This window comes from Pantoea sp. C8B4, from assembly GCF_051336905.1.
Lineage (GTDB): Bacteria > Pseudomonadota > Gammaproteobacteria > Enterobacterales > Enterobacteriaceae > Pantoea > Pantoea rwandensis_B.
This window is the reverse complement of sequence record NZ_JBGMNK010000006.1, coordinates 181,577-203,699: the sequence shown is the minus strand read 5'-3', so window position 1 is coordinate 203,699 and position 22,123 is coordinate 181,577. Positions and strand designations below refer to the sequence as shown.

The window sequence follows — 22,123 nt, the reverse complement described above, 5'->3', positions numbered from 1 at the left end:
CGCCTTGCTGTCGCCGACAGGGACAGCAGCGGGCCGCACAACCTGTCCATGGTGGAAGGTTGCCAAAACTTGCTGATTTTCAGGAGTCTTTTTATGCGTAACTTTGATCTCACTCCGCTTTATCGTTCTGCTATTGGTTTCGACCGTCTGTTTAGTCTGCTTGAGTCCAATCAGAACCAGGCCAATGGTGGCTATCCTCCGTACAACGTTGAGCTGGTGGATGAAAACCACTATCGCATCACCATTGCCGTTGCGGGCTTTGCCCAGAGCGAGTTAGATATCACCTCACACGACAATGTGCTGATTATTCGCGGTGCGCACCCCGAAGAGCAACCGGAGCGCAAATACCTGTATCAGGGTATCGCCGAACGTAACTTTGAGCGCAAATTCCAGCTGGCCGATCACATCGTGGTGCGCGATGCGCGTCTCGAACTGGGCCTGCTGAGCATCGATCTGGAACGCATCGTTCCTGAAGAAGCGAAACCGCGTCGCATTGAAATCCTGAATTAAGGATATTGTCTTGAGAAGAAAACGCCGCAGAAATGCGGCGTTTTTGTTTCTGTCGATCAGGTGCGCACCCATAATCGCTGGCTTACCATCCCGCCAAACACGTTTACCAGCAGGCCGAGAATAATCACCGATGCACCGAGAATTTCCTGCGCTGACAAGGTCTCGTCGAGCACCAGCGCGGCACTGAGAATGCCCACCACCGGCACCAGCAGTGACAGCGGCGCAACACGCCAGGTCTCATAGCGACCGAGCAGATTTCCCCAGATCGCATAGCCGACAATGGTGGCAATAAACGCGAGATAAATCAGCGCCAGTAGGGTCTGCAATGAGATATGCAGCAGACTGGTGACGATCGCTGCCTCGCCATCGAACCACCATGAGCAGGCGAAAAAGGGCACGATCGGCACCAGTGCACTCCACACCACCAGCGACATTACCGGCACCTTACGGTTACGCAGTATGATCTTGTTGGTGATATTGCCCAGTCCCCACGACAGCGCCGCCGCCAGCGTCAGCATCATGGTGGTCAGCGTAATCCCAGCGGTGGTTTGCCCCTCCATGCCCGCTGTTGCCAGCATAAACATGCCAAGTGTCGCCACCAAAATCCCGGCGATGTGGTTCCAGCGCAGTTTTTCCGCCAGCAATAAAGCTCCCAGCAGCAGCGTAAAGAACGCCTGCGCCTGTAACACCAGTGATGCCAGTCCTGCTGGCATGCCGAGTTTGATCGCCAGAAACAAGAAAGCGAACTGACCAAAGCTGATGGTCATGCCGTACACAATCAGCCAGTGCAAAGGGATCTGCGGCCGCTTCACAAAGAAGATCGCCGGAAACGCCACTAACGCAAAACGTAATCCCGCCAGCAGAAACGGCGGCATATCGTGCAGGCCCAGCTTGATCACCACGAAATTCACGCCCCACACCACCACCACGCACAGGGCTAACATCATATCTTTTACTGACATACTCGTTCCTTACTGCAGCCGTTTCAGGCAGTCGCCGTCATCGGAGTGGCAATGTCTGCACAACAGTCATCGCCGACAACACGAAAAAAATCATCCACATTCAGCGCCACGGAACGCTCCAGCGCACCGGCGTTAAACCACAGCGTGCCGACATCACGCAGGCGCGTATCAACGCGCAACGCCAGTCGGTCATCAAAACTAAAGGGCGGCACCGCGCCCATCACACACTGCGTCAGATCCTGCGCTTTCTCTGGCGCGGCAAAGCTCGACTTCTTGCCGCCTATGGCGCGCGCGGCACTTTTGAAGTTGATCTTGCAATCACCCGGTACAATCGCCAGCAGGTAGCGCGCATCGGCGCCGTCTGGCATCGTGACTTCCAGCACCATCGCTTTAGCCGCCTGATTGAGATCGTTGCCGCGAATGCTGCTGATCACATCGGTCTGGCCGATGGCCTCATGCTCCACCACGCGATAGTCCGCGTGGTGTTGATCAAGCAGGGCGGTGATTTTTTCAAAGGTATTCATCTTCATCTCCTCGTCGAAGGCCCGGCATTAACTCCAGGCAATGGCGTGCTTCATTTTTTTGTCGGTCAGGCCAAAGAAAAAGCCCATGGTGATGCGCGTGTCGCCTTCCACGCGATCAATCTCGTGATAAAACGCAGGATTAAACAGATAGATGTCGCCGCTGCGTGGTGAGAACTCACATGCCTCGCTTTGCTCAATGACGCCAGTCTGATAGCCGAGTTCACCTGGCGTTTTGAAGCGCTCATCCACGGGATGCCACTTCTTGTTGAATATCCGCAGTTCCCCGCCCGCGTGACACTCCTGCAAACAGACCACACAGCTCAGTTGATGCAGGATGTTGGTGACGGCCAAACCACTGCCCGCGGCATCGCGTACGATGTTGTCGTTATGCAGTGGATTGGCGACGCCGTTGGCATGAAAGCGCACAATCGAACCCGCGTAATCGCCCAACTCCGGCTCGCGGGCAGTGTGCAGACTCTCCAGACGCAATGAGTGTTTCACCCAGTTGTAAACCTGATCGCGCAGGCAGTGCAGTGACGGTGGCAGAGCAGGCTGGATGTCGCGCAGCTCGGTGAAGTAATTTTCTGGTGCGCGAGTGTGTTTAGCCAGATAGGGGCCGAGCGTGGTCAGTGCGCCATTCGGATAGCGCGAGACGCGCACCTGATCGCGGCACTGTTGCAGATCGTCCACCACCGCTTCACGCACTTCAGGCGTCAGGAAATTGCGCAGCACCAACAGCGGCACGCGCGCGGTCACGATGTCATCCAGCCAGGTGCTTTCGACGAACATTTTGGGATGGATAACGCGTATCTGATTGAAAATGGCCATGCTGATCACTCCCCAAGTGGAAATTCATGAAGTTCATGGTTGTTCATGCGACGCCAGTCAGACGCCGTGCCCAGTGCAGCAATAGGTTCAGAAGAGATAAAAGTGGTGCTGTTGTTTTGATAATGGTGCAACGTGAAATAGTCAGGATAAGGGGTGTCATCGGGATGCCACTGCCACGCCCAGGCTTTATCCCGGGTGACAAAAATCGCATTAGCCGCGCTGCCGCCCGGTGCCACGCGCGCCATCTTGCTGCGCAGGTAGTCACGGGTAAAATCGGCAGGCGTCACCTGATCGACGATATATTCAAGATATTCGGCGGAGTCAAAGCGCGATTCCGCCATGCCCAGTTGCGCATAAACCGTGGGTAAAAAGCCGTTGTGCATCATGTACCACTGTGTTGCGCCGCTGGTACGCCAGAGTGGGTGAGAAAATTCAATGCCCTGGTTTTTGCTCAGCGTGGCATGGCGCACATGTACCGCCAGAAAACGGCTGTGACGCAGTGCATCAACATCAATACCGGGCAGCGCATCAGCAAAGGTGCCAGTGCCATGCAGGGTGCGAATCTTTCCCTGATCCAGCCATAAACAGCCCCAGCCATTCGGGTGCTGTTTGATCGGGCCCTCATGGGTTGCCGTTTCGCCGCAGCTCATCGCGCGAGCGGCGTCCAGTACCGCAGCTGCATTAAACTGGCCGTATGCCAGAATCATTCTGCACATAGAAGATCTCTCCGGGGGGCTAAGGACGGAACATCGAGAATCTGCTGGAACACCGCCAGCACGTCGTCCCGGCTGTCTGCCGCGAGGCGGAAGGTGGCGAGAATACCGGCATGGCGAGTGAGATCGGCATACAACGAGGATCGCGGTGAGACGGCCAGCGCGGGCAGATTGAGCGGTGGCAGTAGCTGACCGCGCTGATGTTCAGCGATCCAGCGCTCCGCAGCGTCAAATTGCAGGCGCTGACGCAGGCGCAGGCGGCCAATAGCCTGGGGTTGCTCCGGGAAGTGCAGCACAGACAAACCGCGCCCGGCTTCAATCTGAAACGCCACCTCTGCCCAGTTGATACCGGTGACTTCCTCGACCAGATTCACCACGCCCATGCCCGACAAACGGAAACCCATTTCCAGGAAGTGCGGTTCACCGTTCACCATAATGAAATCGATGTGGAAGGCACCCTGGCGATAGCCAAAGGTCTCACAGCAAAAGCTCATCAAACTGGCAAAGGCCGCAGGCAGCTGTTGCGCGGCCATCGCCACATGGCCGGATTCGTAAAAGCTGATACAGCCTTCGGCATCGATGTGGTGCTCGATCACCTTCTGGCAGCAGGTCAGCGCCACTGCGTGTCCGTTATCCACCACACCCTGTAGTGAATATTCGTCGCCCGGCAGCCAGCTTTCGACGATAAAACCGCTGAAGCCGCGTCCGCCGTAGTTCATGGTCTCCACCAGCTTGCCGATCACCGCATCGAGCTGGCTGGCCTCTTCCACCAGCCAGATCCCTAATCCGCCGCCGCCATCCACCGGTTTGATCACGCAGGGATAGAGCAGCGCATCACGCGCGTCACGAATGCTCAGTGGTGAGGCAAAGAAGCGAAACTCTGGCTGTGGGAAGCGCGGCCAGGCTTTACGCAGAGCCATGCGCTGTGCGTATTTATCCGGCGGAATAAAGCTCGGGCCGGCATCCGGCCCGGCCAACAGTTCACGCACGCGACCGGCGCTGGTGTTGTAGGCTTCAAAGCCCGCCAGCACCACCTGAGGATGTTCCAGTAAGCCCGCTCGCAGGCAGGCTTGTAACACATCCCACGGATTTTCCGGGCGATCGAGACGCACAATCAGATCGAACGGCAGCTGAATGCTTAAGCTTTGATAGTCGACAAAGTCGCCCATCTCCGCCAGCACGGTAAAATAGCCCTCGCGTTTTGCCACCGCACAATACGGATTTTGCCCGTCACGCGTGGCACCAATCTGCAGGAAAATCTTTCTCATCGCGTCGCCTTACCGGGTTATCGCCCGGAGATCACTTCAGTGACGATGTCTTGCAAGGCACCGTTGTTGACCTGAATCACTGCTTTGTGCGGATCGAAACGCAGCACGCGTGAGAGCGCATCGCCGCGCGTGCCATCCAGCAATGTATTAACCTGCGCACTGCGCCAGCACTGGCGCATCTGCGCAATGGTCAGGCCGGAGAGGTGCTCAAGCTGCTGAGCCAGCAGCAGGTCATCGCTATCGCCACACAGCAGCGCCCGCACCGCCTGCTCATTGGGTGCCTGGTTGAGCTGTTGCAGCCAGACGTTGAGCTGGTGGCCCTGCGCGATAAACGGCGAATAGATCATGCACACCAGCTGGATTTCGTTGAGGCCAAAGGCCTGTTCGGCAAACTGTGCTGCACGCTGGCGAGCACGTTCAATCGCCGCATCGTCCTGATAACGCGCCGCCATTTCCGCAATCAGTTGCGGCGGGAAATCTTTCTTCTCCATCAGGCCGAGCGCAAAGCGCACATATTCGCGAATGCCTTCGGCGTAGCTACGCTGCATCAGCGTCTCCGCTCGCAGACCGCGAATATGTGCCATTAACGTCGGGTTGCCGCAGTCCGATTCAGAGAAGCTGAACATCAGCTCATCAAAGCGGAAGTGCATAAATTCAGTGAGCAGTGACCAGTGCGCACCGGCTTCATAGGCGGTGTCCTGATAGATGTTGAAGAACAGCGGATCGCGCGCCAGCTGCCAGGTGATGCGATGGGCTGGGGTAACCTGATCGGCGCCGTAAATGTCGGCGAAATAACGTTCTGCCACGCCATCGAGGGTTTGCAGGAAGCCGCTAAAGCCGCGCGATTTGTCGGCAACGGGCGCATCAAACAGGCGTGAAAGATGACGAGCCCAGGCGAGGTAAGCGGTTTGCTCCTGCGGCGAATCACCGGTGATGATCACATCCACGCCGCCCTCGTAGTGCGCGGCAAGGCCAAACGAGTTCACCATGCTGAGGTTGCAGGCGTTACAGAAAGTGGAACGCGCATCGGCACGGAAGCGATGGCCATTCATCAGCACATCGTTGCGATTCTGCTGGCGCACGCTATCGGGCATCGGCAAATGGCGTTCGAAGTGGCGGATTTGCAGGCCATCGGTCACCAGGCATTCGGTAAAGTCATCCCCCGGAATGTGCAGTGCACGATATACCCGGTCGATATTCTCCATCACGCTGTCGTTCATCGCCGCGTGACGATTGGTGCTGATGCGTAGCTGGAAGGTGCTGCCCTGCTGCTGCCAGATCAACCCCTGAATGTAGCGCACATACGCCACCATATAGCTGCTGTCTTTCCCGCCGCCATAGGCAAGCAGCACGCGATTGTTCGCGGGGTTTTTGCTATCGGGCAGGGCGGCAAGTAAGCGTTGAGAACAGCGTTGAGCAGAATCGATAATCGCGGGCGTGAGATAACCTTCAATTTCTCTCATCATGGTGGACAGATTATTCATTTTTCACTTCATCCTTTGGCTAATAAAATCGCCGTTACCGTGCTGGCGGCAACGGGCAGGAAAAGGGGCCACGAAGTTGCAACGGAATGAATGTCTGAGGCTGAATAAACAGATGCAGCCTAAAGTACTTTGAATGTAATCTGATGGATACGCACAGATCAGCACGATATAGGGTGGAACAGATGGCGGATGGAACGGGTGAACAGGAGAGTCAGAGTAGTCGTTACCGTCAGATTGCAGAGCAGATAAAGCAGGCGATTCACAGCGGATCGTTGCCGCCCGATAGCCGTTTACCGTCGGTACGTACGCTGGCAACACAGTACAGCGTCAGCATGACCACCGCCCTGAAAACATTACGGACGCTGGAGGATGAACACTATGCGGTGGCGCGTCCTAAGTCCGGCTTTTTTGTTGCACCCCGTCAGGTTCCCAGGGCGTTACCCGCAGCCATCCACAGCGAACAGCCGCGTGAAGTCGCCCCGCTGGATGAGCAAACCGAGCTGCATCTGGCGATGCTGGGCTCCGATTGTCGTGTGCGGCTGGATCTGGCCAATGGCGATATCTCGCTCTATCCGGTCAAGAAAATTGGATTGCTGATGCGCCAGATGGGCTACAGCAAACCGGCGCTGCTCGGAAACACGGTAAAAGGCACCGGCTATGCGCCGCTCAAAGCCGAGATTGCACGCCGCGCGGTGGATTATGGCTGCAATATCAGCGCTGATGACATCCTGATCACCAACGGCTGCATCGAAGCTATCTCACTGGCTCTGCGCGCCACGACCCGCCCCGGCGATATCGTGGCAGTGGAATCGCCGTGCTACTTCGTGCTGTTGCAGATGCTGCATAACCTCAATCTGCGCGTGATTGAAGTGGAAGCCGGGCCGGAAGGTTATGTTAACGTCAGCAAACTCACCGCGCTGTTTCAGCGTAAAGCGGTGCAGGCCTATCTCACCATCAACAACATCAATAATCCGCTGGGGAAAAGCATTCCCAACGAGCAGAAGGCCTATATTGCGCGTCAGGCCGATGAAAACGATGTGGTGATCATTGAGGACGATATCTTTGGTGATACGGCCTTTGGCGATCGCCGTCCGTTCCCGATGCGCGCCTTCAGCCCGAATGCCATTCTGTGCAGCGGCTTCTCGAAAACGGTGGCGCCCGGTATCCGCATTGGCTGGGTGCACAGCAGTAATTACATGCGCAAAATCGCCTCGCTGAAATACACCACCAGCATGGGCACCTCGGTGTTGTCACAGGCAGCGATTGCCGAACTGCTGCGCAGCGGCGGCTACGATGCGCATCTGCGCAAATTGCGTCGTGAGCTGAGGAATCAAATCCACCATATGCGTCAGGCGGTGTTGCGTTATTTCCCTACGGGTACGCGTGTATCTGATCCGGAAGGCGGCTATGTGTTGTGGGTGGAAATGCCAATTCAGTCGTTAAACGTGCGTGCGCTGTTTCTTAAAGCGCGCAACGCGGGTATCGGTATCGCGCCGGGACATATCTTCGCCACCGATCATCGCTACGATCACTGTTTCCGGCTGAACGCCGGTTTTGGCTGGAATGCGGAAGTGGAGCAGGCGATAAAACAGCTGGCAGAGTGGTGCCAGCTGTCATTAACGGCGGATTAAGCCTCGTTAGCTATCATTTCCAGTTCTTCCGCCAGAATCTGCACCGCACGTTCAATTTTCTCCGCGTCCGGCACATAGTTCATGCGCATGCACTGATGCGTATGTGGCCATTCCTGTTCCAGACCGGGGAAGAAGAAGTGGCCCGGCACCATTAGCACGCCGCGCGCTTTCAGGCGCTGATACAACGCTTCGGTGCTGATCGGCAGGTCGCGGAACCACAACCAAAGGAAAATCGCGCCTTCGGGTTTGTGGATCAGGCAGCGATCTTCCGGCAGATAGCGGCGCAGAATGGCAATCGTCTCGCTTACCTTGGCCTGATAGAACGGCTTGATCACCTCTTCCGACAGACGCAGCAAATCACCGCGCACAATCATTTCAGTGGCAATCGCCGGGCCGATGCTGCCTGGCGCTAAACTGATGATGCCGTTCATGTTACCAATGGCGCTAATCGTGCTTTCATCGGCAACGATAATGCCGCAACGTGCACCCGGCAGGCCAAGTTTCGACAGGCTCATACACAGAATGGTATTCGGGTTCCACAGCGGACGGGCTTCGCTGAAGATAATGCCGGGGAAGGGCACACCGTAGGCGTTATCGATCAGGAGAGGCACGCCATGCTGCTGTGCCAGCGCATCCAACTGCATCAGCTCGTCATCGGTGATCACGTTGCCGGTCGGGTTGGTCGGGCGCGATACGCAAATCAGGCCCACGTCCTCATTCAGCGGCAGATGGTCGAAATCAACGTGATACTTGAACTGGCCCTCGGGCAGCAGCTCAATGTTGGGCCTGGCGGAAACAAACAGATCTTCTTCCAGCCCGGCATCGGCGTAACCGAGGTACTCCGGCGCCAGCGGGAACAACACGCGCTTTTTACTGCCGTCGGCGCGACGGCCAGCAAACAGGTTGAACAGATAGAAGAACGCGCTCTGGCTGCCGTTGGTCAGCGCAATATTTTGCGCGGTGATCGGCCAGCCCAGCTCTTCACGCAGCATGTTCGCCAGCGCATCCAGCAGCAGCGTTTTACCGCGCGGACCATCATAGTTGCACAGTGCTTCGCTCAGTTTGCCGTCCTGATGCATCTGCAGCAGCAGCTGGTTGAAATAGTCATTGATGGCCGGGATCTGTGCCGGGTTGCCGCCGCCGAGCATAATGGTGCCAGGCGTGCGCAGGCCTTCACCCATGTCTTCCATCAGACGTGAGATGCCGGAATGTTGAGTAAATTTGTCGCCGAACTGAGAAAAGGACATAGGAAGTTAAAACATTGTAATCGGGAATGGGCAACCACCATAGCGCCCGCCACGGGCAGGCGCAATGGCTAAAGCAGCAAGCTTAGGCCAGGATTTGCGGGTTAACGCAGTTTTTCTCGACTTTGCCGCTCAGCGCAGCAATCAGATTGTCCACCGCATCACGCGCCATGCCGTAACGCGTTTCATGAGTGGCTGAACCGATGTGCGGCAGCGCCACGACGTTCGGCAGCTTGAGGATCTCCGCATCAGCGGGCACCGGCTCCACTTCAAACACATCCAGACCCGCAGCGTGAATCGTGCCGTCTTTCAATGCCGCCGTCAGCGCTTGCTCATCAACCACCGGGCCACGACCGGCATTAATCAGGATGGCGCTGGGTTTCATCATCTTGAGCTGTGCAGCGCCAATCATATGATGTGTCTGCTCGGTCAGCGGCAGGCTGATGCAAACAAAATCACTCTCTTTCAGCAGCGTTTCAAGATCGCAGGCGCGTGCACCGAAGCGGGTTTCCGCCTCTTCATGCTGACGTCGTGCGTTGTAGAGAATATTCATGCCGAAGCCGAAGTGCGCACGCTGCGCCAGCGCCAGGCCGATACGGCCCATGCCGAGAATACCCAGCGTTTTGTGATGCACATCGATACCAAAATGCTCTGGCCCGATGCTTTTCTTCCACTCGCCCCCTTTAACCCATTGATCCAATTCGGTGACGCGACGGGCGGTGCTCAGCACCAGTGCCATCATGGTATCGGCCACGGTTTCGGTCAGAACAGTTGGCGTGTGCATCAGCAGTACATTGCGCTGATTCAGTGCTTCAACATCGAAATTGTCATAGCCCACGGAAACGGTAGAGCAGGCGCGCAATGCGGGCATCTTTGCCAGCAGATCACCATTGACTTTACCGCCTGAGCCGAGCAAACCCTCGGCTTGCGCAAACTGTGCGGCATGCTGCTGCACGGTTTCGGGGGAGACGTCATGCACTTCGGTGACGGTAAAATGGGCATCCAGTTTAGCGCGCAGATCGTCTGGCAGGCTCTTATAAAGAATCACAGCAGGTTTCATCATTTGCTCCCTGTAGAACGTGTGACGGGCGACCTGAGTCGCCCGGAAAAGTCATTTCTTACGCTTTCAGGCGTGCTTCGCCCCATGAATCGGTGCTGTCTTGTTCTCGGCGGGCTTGACGATTAACGTCAGCCACACCGACACCAGCAGCGCGGCACCCATAAAGATGTAAGAGGCGGCAGGACTGCCGGTCGCGCCATTAAGATAGCCTACAATCCACGATCCGATGAAGGAACCGAGTGCGCCCATGCTGTTAATGAGTGCCATGGCACCGCCGGCAACATTGCGTGGCAGCATTTCAGTAATCAAGGCAAAGAACGGGCCGTAAGGGGCATACATCGCGCCACCGGCAATCACCAGCAAGGCATACGACAGCCAGAAGTGGCTGGAGCCGACCAGATAGGAGCCGATGAACGCCAACGCCCCAATCAGCAGCAGTGGCCAGACAAACCGCTTACGGTTCTGCATTTTGTCAGATGCCCACGACACCACGACCATCGCAATGGTCGCCACCAAATAAGGCACCGCCGACAGCCAACCCGCTTCTACCATGCCCATCTGTGTGCCGTTGCGCAGAATCGAAGGCAGCCACAGTACGAAGCCGTACACGCCAATGCTCCAGGCAAAATATTGCATGCACAGAATGATCACGTTGCGATTACGGAAGGCTTCGCCATAGTTGCGCACCGCTTTGATGCCTTCCTGCTCTTTCTGCAACTGCGCCTGCAGGGCAGATTTCTCTTCGTCGCTCATCCATTTGGCCTGTGCTGGCTTGTCCTGCACCAGGAACCACCAGGCCACGGCCCAGATCACCGCCGGGATACCTTCGAAGATAAACATTTCACGCCAGCCGAAAGCATTAATCAGATAGCCGGAAACCACCGACATCCACAACACTGTGACCGGATTACCAAGGATCAGGAAGGTATTGGCGCGCGAGCGTTCCGATTTGGTGAACCAGTTGCTGATGTAAATCAGCATTGCCGGCATCACCGCCGCTTCCACCACGCCGAGCACAAACCGAATCGCGGCCAGCATTGGAATGTTGCTCACCACGCCGGTTAACGAGGCACAGCCGCCCCACAAAATCAGGCACCAGAAAATCAGCTTCTTCACGCTGCGGCGTTCGGCATACACCGCGCCGGGGATCTGGAAGAAGAAATAGCCAAGGAAGAACAGGGCACCCAGCAGCGATGACATGCCTTTAGTGATGCCGAGATCGTCATTAATCCCTGCGGCAGAGGCGAAGCTAAAGTTCGCCCGGTCCAGATACGCCAGACTGTAGGTGATAAACACGATGGGCATGATAAACCACCAGCGTTTTGGCGCGATTGTCTGCGATTTCATGGGTGACTCCTCTGTTTTGAGGCGGGCACATTCAATGGATGCGCCTCGAAATATTCGGGTTGTGTAGAGACAGACTGTTTCACCAGGTACACATCAATGCGTACCCTAACTGCTGGGTTGCCAATGAAGGCAACCGCTTGATTAAAAATCGCCAAGCGCCGCGCGCGTCGGCAGCCCTTCACTGTCGCCCGCGACCTGAATCGCCAGCGAACCAATCTTGTTACCGCGCAGAATCGCCTGCGGCAGCGATTTGCCTTCCAGCAGTGCGCTGATCAGGCCCACGGCAAAACCATCGCCCGCGCCCACGGTATCCACCACGTTATCGACGAGAATCGGTGCGACATTGCCCTTTTCACCGTCGGCGGTTTTGTACCAGGCGCCGTCGCAGCCGGTTTTGATCACCACCGCCCGTACACCTTTATCCAGATAGAAATCGGCGATGGCTTCTGGCTGACGATAGCCGGTCAGAATGAACCCTTCTTTCTCACCCGGCAGCACCCAGTCTGCGTACTCTGCCAGCAGATTCAGCTGCTTACGCATCTCCTCCTCGCTGCGCCATAACACCGGGCGCAAATTCGGATCGAAGGAGATGGTTTTGCCGCGCGAACGCATCTCTTTGGCCGCATGTTTGGTCAACTCAAGCGAACTGTCGGAGAGGGCGGCGGCCACGCCGCTCAGGTGCAGGTGACGCGCGCCGCCGAAGTAATCCGCATCAAAATCCTGCGGCGAGAGATGGCTGGCAGCGGAGCCTGCGCGGAAATATTCCACTTCAGGATCGGAACCGTCATCAACGCGCGACTTGAGCTGAAAACCGGTGCGATAGCGGCTATCCGTGGTCACACAGTGGTGATCGACCTTCTCTTTCTCCAGCTGTTGCAGCGTAAAACGGCCGAAACTGTCATCGCCGACACGGCTGACCCAACCGACCTGTAAACCGAGACGCGCCAGTCCGATGGCCACATTCAGTTCGGCACCAGCAATACGTTTGACGAAGCCCTCTGCGGCGGCGAGATCCCCACTTTGCTGAGCGATAAACATCGCCATCGCTTCGCCAATCGTGACCACATCCAGTTGCTTCATCATCGGCTCCTTACACTGCACGCAGCAGATCAACGTAATGGCGTGTCACGGCCAGCAGGTCTTCACCTTCGAGCGGGAACTCGATGCCGCGCGGCGCATCAGCAGGCAGTGCTTTCAGCAATGCACGCCAGCTGCCGTCGGTGTCATCCAGCGCCACGGCACGGAAGCTCTCGCCATGCGGCACTGCGGCTTTAACGTGAATGTAGCTGACGTAACGACTGAGCTGTGCTGCAGCCTGTAAAGCGTCTTCGCCGGTCCACTGCCAGTTGCCCATGTCGAAGGTCATATCCAGCGGCAAGGCGGCATCGCAGGTACGATGGAAGAAGGTTTGCATCGGGGCCAGTTTGCTGTCTGGCGTTTGATCATTTTCCACCACTACGGTCACTGGCGATGCGGCCAGTACCTCAACCAGCGAAGCATCGCTGAGATCGACAAAGTGCCCGAGGGCGATTTTCAAACGCTTAGCGCCCATCTGCTCCGCTTCCAGCAGGAACTGTCCCAGACGAGGGTTAAGCGAGCCGTCCTCCAGCCACAGGGCTTCCGGCACCGAGTAGCTGGCGCTGAGCTGCTGCTGGGCAATGGCTTTATTCAGCGAATGCAACTGCAGCAGGTCGTCTTCACTGAATAGCTCACGACGGATTTCCACACCATCCGCGCCAGCGGCTTTGATCAGCGGCAGCAGGGCGGTCTGGCCACCTAACTCAGCGACTTTGTGCGTGCCGTAGGCGGCGGTGACCACGATGATTTCCGGATGTGCCATGTTGTCTCTCCATTGAACAGGGAAGGATGCGGTCAGAGCCGCCCGTTGTCTTAAAATCGATGTCTTAAAAAAAACCTAAATGGAACCGGTTCCAAATGAAAGGAAGAGAGTGTGGAATTATGATCCTGCTCACGAAGTGAGCCAGAGAAAGGGGAATTAGCGCAGCGGCTGGCTGGAGCCGCGCACAATCAACTCGCCGGGGAAAACCTGCTCGCTAATCGGCTGTTCGTTGCCGTCAATGCGAGCGATCACCTGTTCCAGCGCCGCATAGCCAATTTGCCAGGTGGGCTGTTTCAGGGTGGTGATGCCCACGCCTGCCAGTGCGGCCCACTCCAGCTCATCAAAACCGAGCAGGCCGATGGTTTCCCCCCAGCGCTGTTCGAGCCGCTGCAAGGCGCGCGCCACCTGCAAGGTCAGGGCACCGTTGGCGGCCATCACCGCGCAGCGTTTGTCACTGTGGCGTTGCTGGAATGTCCGCAGTACCTGCTCAAGCTGCTCTGGCTGGTGCAAGGGCACTTCGGCGTTTTCCGCCATCACCCCGGCATGGGCTTTGCTGGTGTCATAGAAGGCGCCAAGGCGTTCACGGCGGGTGTTGACGCTGCCCAACGGTTCGCTGAGGAACAGCAGCGCATCGTAACCATTATCCAGCAGGTGCTGGGTGGCAATTTGCGCGGCTTCGGGATTATTCAGGCCAACCACATCGCAGGCGAAGTCAGGAATTTTGCGGTCGATCAACACCATCGGCAACATCGACTGCTGCAGGCGTTTCAGCACCTCTTCGTGCATCCCCACCGCATTGACCACGATGCCCTCGACCTGATAACTGCTGAGCAATTGCAGATAATACTGTTCACGATCGACTTCGTTATTGGTGTTACACATCAGCAGCGTAAACCCCTGCGCGCGACAGGCCGCTTCAATACCGCTCAGAACATCCACTGAATAGGGATTGGTAATATCCGCGATAATCAGGCCAATCAGCCGCGTGCGGCCACGCTTCAGTCCGCGCGCCATCTGGCTGGGACGATAATCAAGATCGGCAATCGCCTGTTCAATACGGGCTTTGAGATCGGGCGAAAGCAGATTCACTTCGCCATTGAGGTAGCGGGAAACGCTGGTTTTACCGGTTTTTGCCGTACGGGCAACGTCACTGATTGTGGCTCGTGGCGGCCTGGTTTTCATTGCGTACACCTGAATAATAAAATCAGGCGAAGACTACCACAGCACGGCGCACACGCAATCATTGTGCATCAGAAGTGAGGCGCAACATCGGTTGCCACAGCGTCTGGAGTTCATCAAGCGGTGCACCTTCCAGCAGTTGCAGCACCATTTCGGCCACGCGTTCGCCAATGCGCTGCTGCGACAGTTGCAGAATCGCGTTCACTGGCTGATCGATAATGGAGTCATGCGGTAAGCCATCATAGACGTACAGTGGGATCGCCCGCGCACCGCTTAAACGGTCGGCCTGCTGCAGCGCGATGGCCGCGCCTTCACCCAGCGGCGCACAATCGGTGATGATGGCTTGAGGCGCGATATCCTGCGCCAGCCAGCGCTGTGTTTGCTGATAACCGGCACGACGTGTCATCGGTAGCGCGGCCAGCATCGTCGGCGCGATAGGCGGTTGATGCTGTGTGAGGGCATCGATAAAGCCGTGGCGACGATCGAGGATATACGTGCAGGGCTCGTTGCCGCCAAGATAGGCAAGCCGCGTCAGCCCTTGTTGCAGGCAGTGTTCAGCGGCCAGCAGGGTGCCTGCATGATTATCGTAATCAAACCAGGCATAAGGTTGCGGCAGCTGGCTGCGGCCCAGCGTGAGAAAGCGATAGCCTTTCTGCTGCAAACGCTGCAGACGGATATCATGCGGTTGGGTATGGGTGAGAATCAGCGCATCCAGCGCGCCACTGCGCAGCAAGCGCATCAGCGTGCGGTGCTTATCCTGCGGTTTATCCGGCAGAATCATCAGATCAATGTCATGCTGAGCAAGGCGCTGATCCAGCGTCAACAGCATTTCACTGTAGTAACTGTCATTCAAAGAGGCGGTGCTGACCGGGAAAACCAGCCCGACGGCATTGGCGCGGCCGGTCTTCAGACGGCGCGCGGCATCATTCGGACGATAGCCGCGTGAAGTGGCTTCTTCTTCAATACGTTTACGCGTGGCGGCCGCAACATCGTCATAGCCATTTAGCGCACGACTCACGGTGGTAACAGAGAGGCCGAGGGCAGCGGCAATGGCTTTGAGCGACATGATGACGTTTTCCACTGATCAAATTTTGATCACGCTAGCATAAAGTATTTCACGGCTCTATTGGTTGACGATTATAGAGCGTTATCTGATACAAAAAGCGTCAATTGCGGTGTAAAAACGTGCGGAAAAGCCGATCTGCAGAAACAGATCGGCGAGCGGGATTAACCCAGTGGACTCAGCGTGATCTCGACGCGGCGGTTTTGTGCTTTACCCGCTTCGGTGCTGTTGCTGGCCACCGGATTATCCGGGCCCATGCCCTGCGTGCGCAGACGGTTCTGGGCTACGCCTTGCAGAATCAGGCCGCTGGCCACGCTATCCGCACGTTGTTGCGACAGACGCATATTCAGCGCGCGTGTACCGGTGCTGTCGGTGAAGCCCACAACATTGACAGCAGTTTTAGGATACTCTTTCAGCACCATCGCGACACCTGTTAACGTATTGGCGCCTGCCGGTTTCAGGTTGCTGCTGTTGGAGTCAAAGGTAACGTTATTCGGCATATTCAGCACGATGTTATCGCCCTGACGCGTCACGCTAACACCAGTCCCGCGCATTTTGTCGCGCAGCTTCGCTTCCTGCACATCCATGTAATACCCGACGCCGCCGCCCAGTGCAGCACCGGATGCGGCGCCAATCAGCGCGCCTTTGCCGCGGTCTTTCTTCGACGATGACAACACGCCAACGCCTGCACCCAGCACGGCACCTAAGCCCGCGCCGATGCCGGATTTCCCGGCCTGCGATTCGCCGGTATAAGGATTGGTGGTACAACCGGACAGCACAACGCTGCCGCTAAGTAACAAGGCCAGCGTCAAACTACGCTTTTTCATTGAAAATCCCTCACAAAGTCACACGGGGAAAATGCCCCAAAACGGCACTATTATGCCGTTCAATAATGGGGAAATGCGTGAGGGTCAGTCTTAAAGTGTAAAGATTTGCTTTAAAGATTATCGGGATGGCAGAAACAGCTGGTTTGATGATCGTTAATCAGCCCGCACGCCTGCAAAAATGAATGGCAGGTTGTCGGACCGACGAATTTAAAACCACGCTTCTTTAACGCTTTAGAGAGCGCAATGGCAGGCTCGGAGGTGGTGGGCGCCAGCTTGTAATCGGCGAAACGGTGCAAAATCGGCTGATTATCGACAAATGACCAGACAAAGCGTGAAAAGTCTTCGCCTTCCGCTTCCAGCGCCAGCATGGCTTTGGCGTTATTGATGATCGCCTCCAGCTTACCGCGATGACGGATTAATCCGCTGTCCTGCAGCAAGCGCAGCATGTCTGCCTCATCCATCAACGCCACGGCCTGAGGATCAAATTCGTGGAACGCGCGACGATAGTTCTCACGTTTCTTGAGCACGGTGATCCACGATAAACCCGCCTGTTGCCCCTCAAGGCAGATCATTTCAAATAAGGCTCGCTTATCAGTTTGCGGCACGCCCCACTCATTATCGTGGTACGCCAGATAGAGCGGATCCTGTGTTACCCAGCCACAACGTTGCATATTACTCTCCCTAAGCATGAGGAAAATACAGTTAATCCCTTGACGTATTACAGAATCGATTAATAGTTAATCAATGGGTGCCGATAATCAATAAACCTGAATCTTAACGCCCGTTTCCTTTCTGGCTCGTCAGGAGTCTTTCATGTTGCAGAAAAGTCAGCGGACAGGCCAGCACAATCTCATGCTGGCTTTTGGCAGTGTGTGGCTGTTATTTACGGCGGTGCCGGCTTACGCCTGGGATGAATCGGGCGCGGATTATGTGCCGGATTACAACGCGATACTTGCTGAAAAGATTTCCAGTAATCACCTGATGTTGACAGAAGATCGTGACATCAGCCTGATGGATGCCGCGCTGAATTCACCGGATGAGAGCGCCATGGTGTTGCACAGTGAAAAAGCCAGCGTGGGGAATGCCCCCTTTGCTAACCGCTATTCGGCAGGCTGGCAGATGCCGATGAGTGCGACGCTGCGCACCGGTCCGGTGGCGCAATTCGCGGTGGATGATTCGCGAGTGAGTTGCCCGAAGTGTGAATTTGTCGATGGCAATCGCGCCGGGCATATTGCCTCACTGGGCTGGCGCGTTGATTCCACCCTTGACTGGATTTCACCCTGGGCACAGGTTAGCTACAGCCATCAATTGAGTGATGAAAACGCGTCATCGCTGCGCGATCGCCCCGAGGAGATCGGCCATGAAAGCAACTGGGTCGATGTCAGCGTGGGGGCCAATGTGCCGTTTGGGCAAAATATGGCGGCTTTCGCCTCCTTCTCGCAAACCGGTGCGGTGATCAGCGGCGAACAGTTTATTTACAGCCTTGGCGTCAGCGCCAGTTTCTAAATCCTGCGCGATCCATCGCGTTAAAACAGGTACACTGACCGCTTAGCGCTAAACCTATAGGCGCTCCGGGTTGGTCAACGTCAGGTTTCTTCATGTCAGTTAAAATCTTATCTTCAACGCTGGTGGGGCTGGATGGCTTTTGCCAGGATCCGCTTGCCGTGTTGCAGCAGGCCGATAACGGCGTGCTGGCGGTGCTGCACAACAATGCGCCCGCTTTTTATGCGCTGACACCGCAGCGTCTGGCACAGTTGCTGGCGCTGGAAGCCGCAGCGCAGCAGCCAAATGATGTCACGCTGGATGACAGCCTGTTCCATACCGATGCGGCACCGATCGCCACACCGGTGGGCAAGTTTGCCATGTACGCGGGCTGGCAGCCGGATCACGATTTTCAGCGGCAGGCCGCCATCTGGGGTGTAGCGCTGAGTGAACCGGTAACGGCGGCCGAACTGGCCACCTTTGTGGCTTACTGGCAGGCCGAAGGCCGACTGTTCCATCATGTGCAGTGGCAGCAGAAACTGGCGCGCAGCGTACAAATGAACCGCGCTGCCAACGGCGGTCAGCCCAAGCGCGATATCACCCAGATCAGCAATACTCAATATGATATTCCCGATGGATTCCGAGGTGAGTGATGAAAACGCCGAACGATCTTTTCAGTCGCCTGAAAAAATTTATGCCTGCGGATGTGCAGCCGAAATTTAAAAACGGTGAAGAGCTGCTGGCGTGGAATCAGGAGCAGGGCCGTCTGCGCTCTGAAGCCATCGTGCGCGAAAACCGCGCCATGAAAATGCAGCGCATCATGGGGCGTTCTGGTATCCGTGAGCTGCATATGAACTGCTCGTTTGATAACTATCGTGTCGAGAATGATGGTCAGCGCAAAGCACTCGCGCTGGCGCGGGAGTATGCCGCCGGGTTCGACAGCAGCATTGCCAGCTTCGTGTTTTCTGGCCGCCCTGGCACCGGAAAAAACCATCTGGCCGCCGCCATTGGTAACGACCTCATTCTGCGTGGCAAAAGCGTATTGATTGTCACCGTGGCCGATTTGATGTCGAGCATGAAAGGCACCTTCAGCGGTGGCAGCGACATCACCGAAGAGCGCTTGCTGCAGGATCTCAGCCATGTGGACCTGCTGGTGATCGATGAGATCGGCATGCAGAGCGAATCCCGCTACGAAAAAGTGATCATCAATCAGATTGTCGATCGTCGCTCATCGTCAAAACGCCCAACCGGCATGTTGTCGAATCTGGACCCGGCGGGAATGAACGGCTTATTAGGCGAGCGCGTGATGGATCGTATGCGTCTCGGCACCAGTTTGTGGGTGCGCTTCGATTGGGAAAGCTATCGCAGCCGTGTACGCGGTGATGAGTATTGAGTCAGGTGGGCGCGCGATGAAAGCAGCCGGTAAAGGCCCCGCATTACTTCGATTAAACAACCTTAAGCGCGTGATGACGCAACTGCGTAGCACGCGTATTACTTCCCGCCAGGATATCGCGCTGGCGCTGCAGCTGAGTAAAAACACCGTTTCCCTGATTGTGGATGATTTGCTGGCGCAGGGCCTGATTCACGAACTCGGCCCGGTGAGCGTGGCAGCGGCCGGACGCCCAAAAATCGAAATTTCGCTACGCGCGGAAAAGCTAAAAAGCGCCGGCATCATGGTGGAGCGCAACGCCATTCACTGGCGCGTCTGTGATTATTTCTCGCAGGTGATTGCGGAACAAACCTGGCAAACGGCTACCTCCGATCCTGCGCAGTTGCTGCATGAGCTGGGGGAAGTGTGCCAGACCTTGCACGCCGCGCATCCTGAACTGCTGGGCATCGCCGTAGGCTTTCCCGGTATCATCGATCCACAGCGTGGCCGGGTGCACTTTTCCGCCCATCTTGGCTGGCAGGATGTCGATGTTTTGACGCCGCTGGTCAGCGCCTGCCGTTTGCCGCTGCGCATTATGCATAACGTCAAAGCCGCTGCGCTGCTCTCGGTGGAGCAACTCGATCTGGATAGAGCACAGAGCCATTTTTATCTGCGTATCGGTGAAGGGGTTGGCGGCTCGCTGGTAGAGCAGGGTGAAGTGTTTGTCGGCAGCAGCTGGACCGCAGGGGAGATTGGTCATTTGCAGGTGCAACCCAAAGGGTTGCGTTGTAGCTGTGGACGTTCAGGCTGCCTGGAAACACTGATCAGTCAGCCCGCGATTCAACAGCAGTTGGGGCAGCGTAAAACAGGACTGCGCTGGCAGAACGCCGCCAGTGAACCGCAGATCGCGAGTGAGGTGATGGCGTTAACCGGTCAACATCTGGGCCACGCCCTGAGCCATGTGATGCAGCTGGTGAACCCGGCGAGCATCATTATTGATGGGCCGTGGAATACACATCCTGCCTTTATCCAGGCGGTTGAAGAAACGGCGCAGGCCAGCACGCTGGCCTTTACCTTCTCCCACACGCAGCTGCATTTCCTGCCGCAGCGTATTGATCCTGCCAACGGTTTGGCGCTGGCGGTGATTGAGCAATATGAGCGCGCCATCTCTTAGGCGCGCCCTCATCACACCCTCTTAATGCCGTGGAATATCAAACGACTCGCTGGACTTGGCCGGCGAGGTGCTCTGCGGCAGTTCCGCTTCGACGTTAAACTTCTCCAGCACCAGCCCATGAATTTTCTCCAGCGACACGCCCGCGGTCTCTGGCAGGTAGCGGAAGGTAAAGAAGTACATTCCCAGAGAGAAAATCGCGAACAGCAACAGAGGGAAGCCACCGTGGAACAGATCCAGCAGCATTGGGCTGCTGTTCATGATCGGGAAAGTACTGCTGATCACAAAGTTCGCCAGCGACATGGCACAGATGGAAATCCCGACGCAAATCGAACGAATTTCGGTAGGGAAGATTTCGCCCAGCACGGTCCAGACGATCTGGCCCCAGGTCATGCCGAAGAAAATCATATAGGCAAACAGACCCACCACCGCCAGCATACCCGGCAGGTGATAATAGAAGGCGATGAACGAGTAAGCGAGGCAGATGCAGGAGGTGATGGCCCCCAGCAGCAGCAGCTTACGACGGCCAATTTTATCAATCACCATCATGCCCGCCAGCACGCCAATAAACTGACAAATCGACAGCCAGAAGGTCTGCAGCAACGCTGAATCGGTGCTGCCCGCCACGTTCTTCAGCAATGTCGGGCCGAAGTATTGAATCACGTTAATGCCGCTGATTTGGTTACCGACCGCCAGACCGATACCGATCACCAGCAGCGGAATGGTGGTTTTATCCAGACGCAGGCGCGATTTATGTTGATGTGCGGTTTTGTCTGAGAACGAGTGTTTGATTTCATTGAACACGCTCTCGGCATGCTCGCGATTGGAAATTTTGGTCAGCGTATCCAGCGCTTCATCGTATTTGCCCTTGAGCACGTTCCAGCGCGGAGATTCCGGGATAAAGGCGATGAAGAAGATGAACAGCGCACAGGGCACCAGTGCAGTAGCCAGAATGTAACGCCAGCCCATGTTGATCATCACCTCGGGCAGCGTCGATTTGGTGATGAAGTAGTTGGTCAGTAACACCACCGATTGTCCACCGACACAGCATACCGCATAGAGTGCAGTGGTACGGCCGCGAAACTTCGACGGCGACAGTTCCGCGAGGTAAATCGGCGAAATCACCGAGGCGAGGCCAATCGCCAGTCCACCAATGATACGGAACAGCACAAACACCGTGAAGTTGTGGGCGATCGCCGTTCCGATCACCGAAGCGGTGAACAGCAGCGCGGTAATGGCGAGCGATTTTTTGCGTCCGAGTTTGTCACTCAGGCGGGGGGCGATAAAGCATCCCACTAAGCTACCCAGCAGAATGTTGGAAACAGCCCAGCCGGTTTCAGCCGGGGTTAACTGGAAATATTCACTTAAAGGTTCGATTGCACCGGAGATAATAGAAGAGTCATAGCCCATCAGCAGTCCGCCAAATGCCGCGACGGTACAGCAGAGAATGACATACTTCATGTTGTAGCGTTTTTGCCTGGTATCCATTGTTATAGCCCCTTGTCTCTACGGCCTGAACGTTACGTGTTCAGAAAGAGGAGTGGTGTAGGTTATCGATGTTCAGCGTTGTTCACTCAAGGTCATCGCTTTGGAATATATGTTCTAAATGATGGTTTTTGGA

Annotated in this window: 22 protein-coding genes; 6 read left to right on the top strand and 16 right to left on the bottom strand. The window is 56.2% G+C overall.

Annotation, left to right across the window (positions count from 1 at the left end):
• Positions 1 to 93: 93 nt before the first annotated feature.
• Entirely contained in the window at positions 94 to 510 is a 417-nt protein-coding gene (ibpA, locus tag ACCW76_RS10235; protein WP_034830093.1) for a small heat shock chaperone IbpA, read from the top strand.
• 56 nt (positions 511 to 566) lie between these two features.
• Here ibpA and ACCW76_RS10230 read toward each other — a convergent pair whose 3' ends face one another.
• From ACCW76_RS10230 to ACCW76_RS10205, 6 genes are read right to left on the bottom strand one after another with little or no spacing between them, the layout of a single operon-like run.
• A complete protein-coding gene (locus tag ACCW76_RS10230; protein WP_436338472.1) occupies positions 567 to 1,472 on the bottom strand; it encodes an EamA family transporter in 906 nt (301 codons plus the stop codon).
• A gap of 23 nt (positions 1,473 to 1,495) precedes the next feature.
• Positions 1,496 to 1,996 carry a YbaK/EbsC family protein gene (locus ACCW76_RS10225; RefSeq protein WP_038643934.1) on the bottom strand — a complete coding sequence of 167 codons (501 nt, stop codon included), beginning with the start codon at positions 1,994 to 1,996 and terminating at the stop codon, positions 1,496 to 1,498.
• A gap of 27 nt (positions 1,997 to 2,023) precedes the next feature.
• Positions 2,024 to 2,824, bottom strand: a complete 801-nt coding sequence (locus tag ACCW76_RS10220; protein WP_045815106.1) for a 2OG-Fe(II)-dependent halogenase WelO5 family protein — start codon at positions 2,822 to 2,824, stop codon at positions 2,024 to 2,026.
• Positions 2,825 to 2,829: 5 nt separating this feature from the next.
• Positions 2,830 to 3,540 carry a class II glutamine amidotransferase gene (locus tag ACCW76_RS10215; protein WP_045815072.1) on the bottom strand — a complete coding sequence of 237 codons (711 nt, stop codon included), beginning with the start codon at positions 3,538 to 3,540 and terminating at the stop codon, positions 2,830 to 2,832.
• Positions 3,528 to 4,805 (bottom strand): ATP-grasp domain-containing protein, encoded by a 1,278-nt coding sequence (locus tag ACCW76_RS10210; protein ID WP_436338471.1) that lies wholly within the window; start codon positions 4,803 to 4,805, stop codon positions 3,528 to 3,530. Before ACCW76_RS10210 ends, ACCW76_RS10215 begins: the two co-directional genes overlap by 13 nt.
• A 17-nt stretch (positions 4,806 to 4,822) precedes the next feature.
• Positions 4,823 to 6,289 carry a hypothetical protein gene (locus ACCW76_RS10205; RefSeq protein WP_436338470.1) on the bottom strand — a complete coding sequence of 489 codons (1,467 nt, stop codon included), beginning with the start codon at positions 6,287 to 6,289 and terminating at the stop codon, positions 4,823 to 4,825.
• Positions 6,290 to 6,471: 182 nt separating this feature from the next.
• Between ACCW76_RS10205 and ACCW76_RS10200 the strand changes: the two genes are divergently transcribed.
• Positions 6,472 to 7,920, top strand: coding sequence for a PLP-dependent aminotransferase family protein (locus tag ACCW76_RS10200; RefSeq protein ID WP_436338469.1), 1,449 nt, complete (start codon positions 6,472 to 6,474; stop codon positions 7,918 to 7,920).
• Here the strand turns inward: ACCW76_RS10200 and ACCW76_RS10195 are convergent.
• The 9 genes from ACCW76_RS10195 to ACCW76_RS10155 form a co-directional block, all read right to left on the bottom strand.
• A complete protein-coding gene (locus ACCW76_RS10195; protein WP_038643928.1) occupies positions 7,917 to 9,167 on the bottom strand; it encodes a valine--pyruvate transaminase in 1,251 nt (416 codons plus the stop codon). The genes ACCW76_RS10200 and ACCW76_RS10195 overlap by 4 nt on opposite strands.
• 82 nt (positions 9,168 to 9,249) lie before the next feature.
• The gene (ghrB, locus tag ACCW76_RS10190; RefSeq protein ID WP_436338498.1) at positions 9,250 to 10,224 is read right to left on the bottom strand and encodes a glyoxylate/hydroxypyruvate reductase GhrB; all 975 of its coding nucleotides are present in this window, start codon (positions 10,222 to 10,224) and stop codon (positions 9,250 to 9,252) included.
• A 66-nt stretch (positions 10,225 to 10,290) separates the two neighbouring features.
• Positions 10,291 to 11,571 carry an MFS transporter gene (locus ACCW76_RS10185; protein ID WP_436338468.1) on the bottom strand — a complete coding sequence of 427 codons (1,281 nt, stop codon included), beginning with the start codon at positions 11,569 to 11,571 and terminating at the stop codon, positions 10,291 to 10,293.
• Between the two features lie 141 nt (positions 11,572 to 11,712).
• Positions 11,713 to 12,654, bottom strand: coding sequence for a sugar kinase (locus tag ACCW76_RS10180; RefSeq protein WP_045815065.1), 942 nt, complete (start codon positions 12,652 to 12,654; stop codon positions 11,713 to 11,715).
• A 7-nt stretch (positions 12,655 to 12,661) separates the two neighbouring features.
• Positions 12,662 to 13,411 carry a sugar phosphate isomerase/epimerase family protein gene (locus tag ACCW76_RS10175; RefSeq protein ID WP_436338467.1) on the bottom strand — a complete coding sequence of 250 codons (750 nt, stop codon included), beginning with the start codon at positions 13,409 to 13,411 and terminating at the stop codon, positions 12,662 to 12,664.
• Positions 13,412 to 13,567: 156 nt separating this feature from the next.
• Complete coding sequence (locus ACCW76_RS10170) at positions 13,568 to 14,593, bottom strand: LacI family DNA-binding transcriptional regulator (protein WP_200538330.1); 1,026 nt, start codon at positions 14,591 to 14,593, stop codon at positions 13,568 to 13,570.
• A gap of 58 nt (positions 14,594 to 14,651) precedes the next feature.
• Positions 14,652 to 15,656: a LacI family DNA-binding transcriptional regulator gene (locus ACCW76_RS10165; protein ID WP_436338466.1), complete on the bottom strand. Its 1,005-nt coding sequence runs from the start codon at positions 15,654 to 15,656 to the stop codon at positions 14,652 to 14,654.
• Between the two features lie 161 nt (positions 15,657 to 15,817).
• The gene (locus tag ACCW76_RS10160; protein ID WP_045815063.1) at positions 15,818 to 16,480 is read right to left on the bottom strand and encodes an OmpA family lipoprotein; all 663 of its coding nucleotides are present in this window, start codon (positions 16,478 to 16,480) and stop codon (positions 15,818 to 15,820) included.
• Between the two features lie 110 nt (positions 16,481 to 16,590).
• Positions 16,591 to 17,151 (bottom strand): DNA-3-methyladenine glycosylase I, encoded by a 561-nt coding sequence (locus ACCW76_RS10155; protein ID WP_034829972.1) that lies wholly within the window; start codon positions 17,149 to 17,151, stop codon positions 16,591 to 16,593.
• A 142-nt stretch (positions 17,152 to 17,293) separates the two neighbouring features.
• Here ACCW76_RS10155 and ACCW76_RS10150 point away from each other — a divergent pair, with 142 nt between their 5' ends.
• From ACCW76_RS10150 to ACCW76_RS10135, 4 genes are all read left to right on the top strand, one after another.
• Entirely contained in the window at positions 17,294 to 17,986 is a 693-nt protein-coding gene (locus ACCW76_RS10150; RefSeq protein ID WP_045815062.1) for an autotransporter outer membrane beta-barrel domain-containing protein, read from the top strand.
• 92 nt (positions 17,987 to 18,078) lie between these two features.
• Positions 18,079 to 18,615 carry a primosomal protein DnaT gene (dnaT, locus tag ACCW76_RS10145; protein WP_034829970.1) on the top strand — a complete coding sequence of 179 codons (537 nt, stop codon included), beginning with the start codon at positions 18,079 to 18,081 and terminating at the stop codon, positions 18,613 to 18,615.
• A complete protein-coding gene (gene dnaC, locus ACCW76_RS10140; protein ID WP_436338465.1) occupies positions 18,615 to 19,355 on the top strand; it encodes a DNA replication protein DnaC in 741 nt (246 codons plus the stop codon). The genes dnaT and dnaC overlap by 1 nt, the downstream gene beginning before the upstream one ends.
• A 16-nt stretch (positions 19,356 to 19,371) precedes the next feature.
• On the top strand, positions 19,372 to 20,505 hold the full coding sequence (locus tag ACCW76_RS10135) for an ROK family protein (protein ID WP_436338464.1): 1,134 nt from the start codon (positions 19,372 to 19,374) through the stop codon (positions 20,503 to 20,505).
• 21 nt (positions 20,506 to 20,526) lie between these two features.
• Here the strand turns inward: ACCW76_RS10135 and ACCW76_RS10130 are convergent, their stop codons facing one another.
• A complete protein-coding gene (locus ACCW76_RS10130; RefSeq protein ID WP_436338463.1) occupies positions 20,527 to 21,990 on the bottom strand; it encodes a sugar porter family MFS transporter in 1,464 nt (487 codons plus the stop codon).
• Positions 21,991 to 22,123: the final 133 nt, after the last annotated feature.

What these genes read in the sequence shown, in the direction of transcription:
- ibpA (WP_034830093.1), top strand. Translation starts at nt 94, where the DNA reads ATGCGTAACTTTGATCTCACTCCGCTTTATCGTTCTGCTATTGGTTTC.
- ACCW76_RS10230 (WP_436338472.1), bottom strand. Translation starts at nt 1,472, where the DNA reads ATGTCAGTAAAAGATATGATGTTAGCCCTGTGCGTGGTGGTGGTGTGG.
- ACCW76_RS10225 (WP_038643934.1), bottom strand. Translation starts at nt 1,996, where the DNA reads ATGAATACCTTTGAAAAAATCACCGCCCTGCTTGATCAACACCACGCG.
- ACCW76_RS10220 (WP_045815106.1), bottom strand. Translation starts at nt 2,824, where the DNA reads ATGGCCATTTTCAATCAGATACGCGTTATCCATCCCAAAATGTTCGTC.
- ACCW76_RS10215 (WP_045815072.1), bottom strand. Translation starts at nt 3,540, where the DNA reads ATGTGCAGAATGATTCTGGCATACGGCCAGTTTAATGCAGCTGCGGTA.
- ACCW76_RS10210 (WP_436338471.1), bottom strand. Translation starts at nt 4,805, where the DNA reads ATGAGAAAGATTTTCCTGCAGATTGGTGCCACGCGTGACGGGCAAAAT.
- ACCW76_RS10205 (WP_436338470.1), bottom strand. Translation starts at nt 6,289, where the DNA reads ATGAATAATCTGTCCACCATGATGAGAGAAATTGAAGGTTATCTCACG.
- ACCW76_RS10200 (WP_436338469.1), top strand. Translation starts at nt 6,472, where the DNA reads ATGGCGGATGGAACGGGTGAACAGGAGAGTCAGAGTAGTCGTTACCGT.
- ACCW76_RS10195 (WP_038643928.1), bottom strand. Translation starts at nt 9,167, where the DNA reads ATGTCCTTTTCTCAGTTCGGCGACAAATTTACTCAACATTCCGGCATC.
- ghrB (WP_436338498.1), bottom strand. Translation starts at nt 10,224, where the DNA reads ATGAAACCTGCTGTGATTCTTTATAAGAGCCTGCCAGACGATCTGCGC.
- ACCW76_RS10185 (WP_436338468.1), bottom strand. Translation starts at nt 11,571, where the DNA reads ATGAAATCGCAGACAATCGCGCCAAAACGCTGGTGGTTTATCATGCCC.
- ACCW76_RS10180 (WP_045815065.1), bottom strand. Translation starts at nt 12,654, where the DNA reads ATGATGAAGCAACTGGATGTGGTCACGATTGGCGAAGCGATGGCGATG.
- ACCW76_RS10175 (WP_436338467.1), bottom strand. Translation starts at nt 13,411, where the DNA reads ATGGCACATCCGGAAATCATCGTGGTCACCGCCGCCTACGGCACGCAC.
- ACCW76_RS10170 (WP_200538330.1), bottom strand. Translation starts at nt 14,593, where the DNA reads ATGAAAACCAGGCCGCCACGAGCCACAATCAGTGACGTTGCCCGTACG.
- ACCW76_RS10165 (WP_436338466.1), bottom strand. Translation starts at nt 15,656, where the DNA reads ATGTCGCTCAAAGCCATTGCCGCTGCCCTCGGCCTCTCTGTTACCACC.
- ACCW76_RS10160 (WP_045815063.1), bottom strand. Translation starts at nt 16,480, where the DNA reads ATGAAAAAGCGTAGTTTGACGCTGGCCTTGTTACTTAGCGGCAGCGTT.
- ACCW76_RS10155 (WP_034829972.1), bottom strand. Translation starts at nt 17,151, where the DNA reads ATGCAACGTTGTGGCTGGGTAACACAGGATCCGCTCTATCTGGCGTAC.
- ACCW76_RS10150 (WP_045815062.1), top strand. Translation starts at nt 17,294, where the DNA reads ATGTTGCAGAAAAGTCAGCGGACAGGCCAGCACAATCTCATGCTGGCT.
- dnaT (WP_034829970.1), top strand. Translation starts at nt 18,079, where the DNA reads ATGTCAGTTAAAATCTTATCTTCAACGCTGGTGGGGCTGGATGGCTTT.
- dnaC (WP_436338465.1), top strand. Translation starts at nt 18,615, where the DNA reads ATGAAAACGCCGAACGATCTTTTCAGTCGCCTGAAAAAATTTATGCCT.
- ACCW76_RS10135 (WP_436338464.1), top strand. Translation starts at nt 19,372, where the DNA reads ATGAAAGCAGCCGGTAAAGGCCCCGCATTACTTCGATTAAACAACCTT.
- ACCW76_RS10130 (WP_436338463.1), bottom strand. Translation starts at nt 21,990, where the DNA reads ATGGATACCAGGCAAAAACGCTACAACATGAAGTATGTCATTCTCTGC.